Raw genomic sequence first — 3,885 nt, forward strand, 5'->3', positions numbered from 1 at the left:
ACGCTCATCAGCAGTAGCGGATGGTCTGCACCACACCAGGTTCCGGCCATCGGCGCCCCGCGCTGGCCGGTTCGGTCAGCGCGGTATGCGGCAATTGAGTGTGTTCACCGCCCGGTGACGATCAACCCGATGGCTGCGAGTGCCGCGCAAAGGACGCTAATCTCGCGGCGTGAACGATGACGCGGTGAACTGGCTTCGCCAGCCTGGCCGGGGAAAATACGCCAAGATTGAAACCGAGAGACGGTTCCTGCTTCAGCAGATGCCAACCGATACCTCGGCCCCCCGGCTCATCGAGGACCGCTACATCGCCGGTACCAGACTCCGATTACGGCGCGTCGAGGTCGGCTCTCAGGTCGTCTACAAGTTCTGCCAAAAGGTCCGCCCGGATGAAAACGGCCCGTCAACTGTCGCGATCACCAACATCTACCTCGACGAGGCCGAGTACAAAACGCTCCGCCAGCTACCGGCCGCGACACTGCGAAAGACACGCCGCGTCTGGCAGGTCGGCCACCATACCTTCGTAGTCGACGAGTTTCACGACGACCTCGCTGGGCTGCTCCTGGCCGAGATCGAGCTGCCCGATCCATCTTTCGAACTGCCTCTGCCGGCGCCGATCGGCAATGAGGTCACGATGGATGAGCGATTCAGCGGTGGGTATCTGGCCCGCGCGACCCCCGAGGAGAGAGCGCTCATCCTCGCGCTGTGACGTCCTGCGCCGCACTCGATCTCGCCGTGCACGCCGCCCGACCAGCGGCAATTGAGTGCGTTTCAGCCGCGGGTGATGCTGGCACCGAGTTGCTCGCCCATCTGAATCCGACCATTGCGGGACCCGACGAACAACCGGGCATCCCGGTGCACATGGCGGCGGGCGTCCGCGTCCAATTGTGCGAATTCGGGATCCGATTCCACCCGGGCGGGCGCCATGGTGATTCTCTTCGTCACAAGCGGGCGAAGTTCCTCGATGATCGGAACCGTCCGGGCACGTTTGCCTTTCGTCCCTTTGTCCTTCAAACCTCCTGGGCCTGGCGTAGTTTGGCGACGCAAGTTCCACAGCCAAGTCTCGGTGCCGATGTCCCCGACCTGGCAACCGGCTACCTCCCCGATGCTGGCTGCGGTACAAGCAGCGAACGTGACTACGTCGCCCCAGCCCTGGAACTGATCCGCAGAGGCTACTACCAGAGCGTCGGCCAACTCGGCGAGCGTCTGCCAGTCCAGCAGCGCTGGAGCGCGAGGATTGTTCAACTCATCCTCGTGCCGTGCGTACTGTCCCCCAGAGACCTCCACCCGATTGCGCTCGATCACCTCGTCACGTACAGCCTGATCCATGACCCGCCCGAGGACCGCCACGGTGTTCTTGACCGTGGACTTGCTGTGCCCCTCGGCGATCCATATGCCGACCGCTCGATCAGCGACGCCGGCCGTGATCATGGTGATCGGCAGGTGCCCCAGAGTGGGAATGATCCGTCGCCGCCATCCCGCCCGGTACGGGTCCAGGGTTTTGGCCTCGACGCCGCGCATCGCGATGTCCCAGTTCGCGTCTCCGTAGTCCTTTAAAGTTGCGGTGGCCGTCTTCGGGTCGACGCCACGAGCTGCGGCCTGCTGAATCCGCTCGATCCAATCCTCCGCCTCGGCGCGATCCTCGAAGGCTTGGGACTTGCTATCCCGTTTGCCAGTCGCCGGATCCGTCCACCGAACCCGTGCCAGAAAAGGCTTGGCGCGCTTCCGTTCTTCGAGACTGCCGCGGATCTGCACCCCGAGTGGCATCAGATTCACCTGATCAGCCATCACGCTACCGCCGGGTCGATGCGCTTGCGCATCAGAAGGCGATCACGTCCGCGCCACGGTATCGGGTTACACGGCCGGAGATCTGGACGAACGGCGGGCCCTGCGGTGGCCGAGCGGTTCGCCACCGCCGCAGGCTGGACGGGTCGATCTTCAGCAACGAAGCGACCTCCCCGGTTGTGTACCAACCGGATTCGAGAATCTCCTCCGGAGACCATTCAATACCGGTCATGGGCGCGGTTTCCACACGGTTCGCGCGGGTCTGGATCAGCCGCAACCCCGACAGGGTGTCGCGGGTGGTGTCGCTGCCGCCGTAGCGTGCGACGACTCGCGCGACAGTGGAGTGATGGACACCGATTTCGTCTGCGATCTCGCGTGTGGAACGACCCGCGGCATGCAGCGCCAGGATGCGCTCGTCGCGTGTGATCGGATCGTCGCTGCCGCACGTCTACACGAGCCCCACATCATCCCGATCCACGACTACGGCGAGATCGACGGCCTGCTCTTCGCGGAAGGGTTGTCCCCCGGTCGAACTCGACGAGGGTGTCGAGGAGTAGGCGGCCGTGTGTGGCGGCGGTGGAGATGTCGCTGTGTAGAGCGCAGAATTGCTGGGCGCCGATGAGGGTGGGCATAGCCGTAGCAGTGGCCGTGCCTGGCGCCGGTGGCGGTCGATCCGGACTCGCCGGGCCGCACGCTGCGCTATGCGCAATCGACGGTCGCGGTGAGGCGGCCGGAATCTGTTCTCCGAGAGAGGTTGTCGTGCCCATTCGGGCGATCGTGTCGTGTATCGGGGCCGCGAGTGCCGCCCGATGAGCGAGTCACCGTTGTCGGAGCCGGTGACGGTCATCGTTGTGGACGCCGAACTCCGAGCGCGCACCCCGAGAGTCGAGGCCACGGGCGAGCGCCCTTCGAGCCGTCGCCCCCACCATACCCAGACGGGTTGCTGCGAACGTCGATCCGGTCTCCGGCCGGGACCGGCCTGCCGCATTGCGCCGTGACCAGCCCGGCCGTGCAGCCGAACGCCCCCGAACACGGATCGGGCCGGTGATTTGAGTTTTTCGCACTCGAATCACCGCTCCACACAACCACTTTCAGGTGGGAACGCCTGGGTGTCAGATCGGGTAGTACCCTGCGCCGACCCCGGCGCGCGCATTCATGTCGTTGACGATCGCCGACATGGTGGGGCCGAGTTCGGGACCGACGCAGGCCGCGACCAGGTAGGCGCGCACCATGGCGACCAGCGTCGTGCCAACCACCACGGGCCCACCGGAGTCGCCCTCAGCCACGCATATCTGGGTGAAGGTATTGTCGGTCTGGAAGTCGCCCCAGGTGATTCCGCAGGTGTTGCCGGTTGTCCGGCCTTGCTTACAGCTGGTCATCGGGAACGTCGCGGGCGCGCCGATCTCGGTGATCGTCGTGTTGCCGATCCGGTTGACCGGAATGATGCTGCCCTCATCGAACTGGATGACCGCATAGTCCAGGGCCGCGTCGGGGTTGGAGTAGGCGAAATGCCCGATCACGCCGGCGCCGCGGTCCTGCTCGGCCCACACCTGGGAGCCCTGCTCGCCACAATGCCCTGCGGTCAGGCCGACCAGTCGTCCGGCCGCATCATGGCCGACGGTGGTGACGGTGCAGATTTCCTTGTTGTCGATGATGATTCCGGAACCGCCCCCGATCACCGGCGGACCGGGATCGGCCTGCACGATCCCCGCGCCTGTCCCGAGCAACGTCGCGCCCAGGGCGCCGGCGCAGGCTGTCCGAGCCACCTTGGCGAGTTTTGTGAACATGTCCCTCCAGACGTCACAAGTCCGCACGGTATCAGCCTGGTCGTACGACATCCTGGCAGTTTTCGCCTCCGGACGCGTCCGTACGGAGGCGATGTTTGCTGGATCGTTGCAGATGCGGGGCCTGAGGGTTCGCGGCGCGCGGCGGTAACACCTCGGCGCGGCGCACCGGCTATCCGGGCGTTTGCGGCCGTTGGTCTTCTTGCCCACCTGAATCGACACGATGTCGGCTGCCACGGGGAAGGGACCACTTCGGAGTGGTTTTTGCCAGGGGCATGGGACCACCCTGTTTGCCACTGATGGGACCACCTGACTAGCG

General features: G+C 65.1%; 4 protein-coding genes and 1 pseudogene. 1 reads left to right on the forward strand and 4 read right to left on the reverse strand.

Going from position 1 to position 3,885, the window contains the following annotated elements; translation table 11 throughout:
* Nucleotides 1–169 precede the first annotated feature (169 nt).
* Nucleotides 170–706, forward strand: a complete 537-nt coding sequence (locus tag ACIRRA_RS45525; RefSeq protein ID WP_402782241.1) for a hypothetical protein — start codon at nucleotides 170–172, stop codon at nucleotides 704–706.
* Between the two features lie 62 nt (nucleotides 707–768).
* Here ACIRRA_RS45525 and ACIRRA_RS45530 read toward each other — a convergent pair whose 3' ends face one another.
* From ACIRRA_RS45530 to ACIRRA_RS45545, 4 genes and pseudogenes are all read right to left on the reverse strand, one after another.
* On the reverse strand, nucleotides 769–1,785 hold the full coding sequence (locus tag ACIRRA_RS45530; RefSeq protein ID WP_402782244.1) for a site-specific integrase: 1,017 nt from the start codon (nucleotides 1,783–1,785) through the stop codon (nucleotides 769–771).
* Nucleotides 1,786–1,816: 31 nt separating this feature from the next.
* Nucleotides 1,817–2,014, reverse strand: a complete 198-nt coding sequence (locus tag ACIRRA_RS45535) for a helix-turn-helix domain-containing protein (RefSeq protein WP_402782247.1) — start codon at nucleotides 2,012–2,014, stop codon at nucleotides 1,817–1,819.
* An 87-nt stretch (nucleotides 2,015–2,101) separates the two neighbouring features.
* Nucleotides 2,102–2,209: pseudogene (locus ACIRRA_RS45540) on the reverse strand (helix-turn-helix domain-containing protein); the annotation flags it as partial.
* Nucleotides 2,210–2,894: 685 nt separating this feature from the next.
* A complete protein-coding gene (locus ACIRRA_RS45545) occupies nucleotides 2,895–3,569 on the reverse strand; it encodes a serine protease (protein ID WP_402782250.1) in 675 nt (224 codons plus the stop codon).
* Between the last annotated feature and the right edge of the window lie 316 nt (nucleotides 3,570–3,885).

This window comes from Nocardia sp. NPDC101769, assembly GCF_044766925.1.
In the GTDB taxonomy this organism is placed as follows: Bacteria; Actinomycetota; Actinomycetes; order Mycobacteriales; family Mycobacteriaceae; genus Nocardia.

Excerpts from the sequence above, each read along its gene's own strand:
- ACIRRA_RS45530 (WP_402782244.1), bottom strand. The coding sequence starts at position 1,785 with ATGGCTGATCAGGTGAATCTGATGCCACTCGGGGTGCAGATCCGCGGC.
- ACIRRA_RS45535 (WP_402782247.1), bottom strand. The coding sequence starts at position 2,014 with ATGACCGGTATTGAATGGTCTCCGGAGGAGATTCTCGAATCCGGTTGG.
- ACIRRA_RS45545 (WP_402782250.1), bottom strand. The coding sequence starts at position 3,569 with ATGTTCACAAAACTCGCCAAGGTGGCTCGGACAGCCTGCGCCGGCGCC.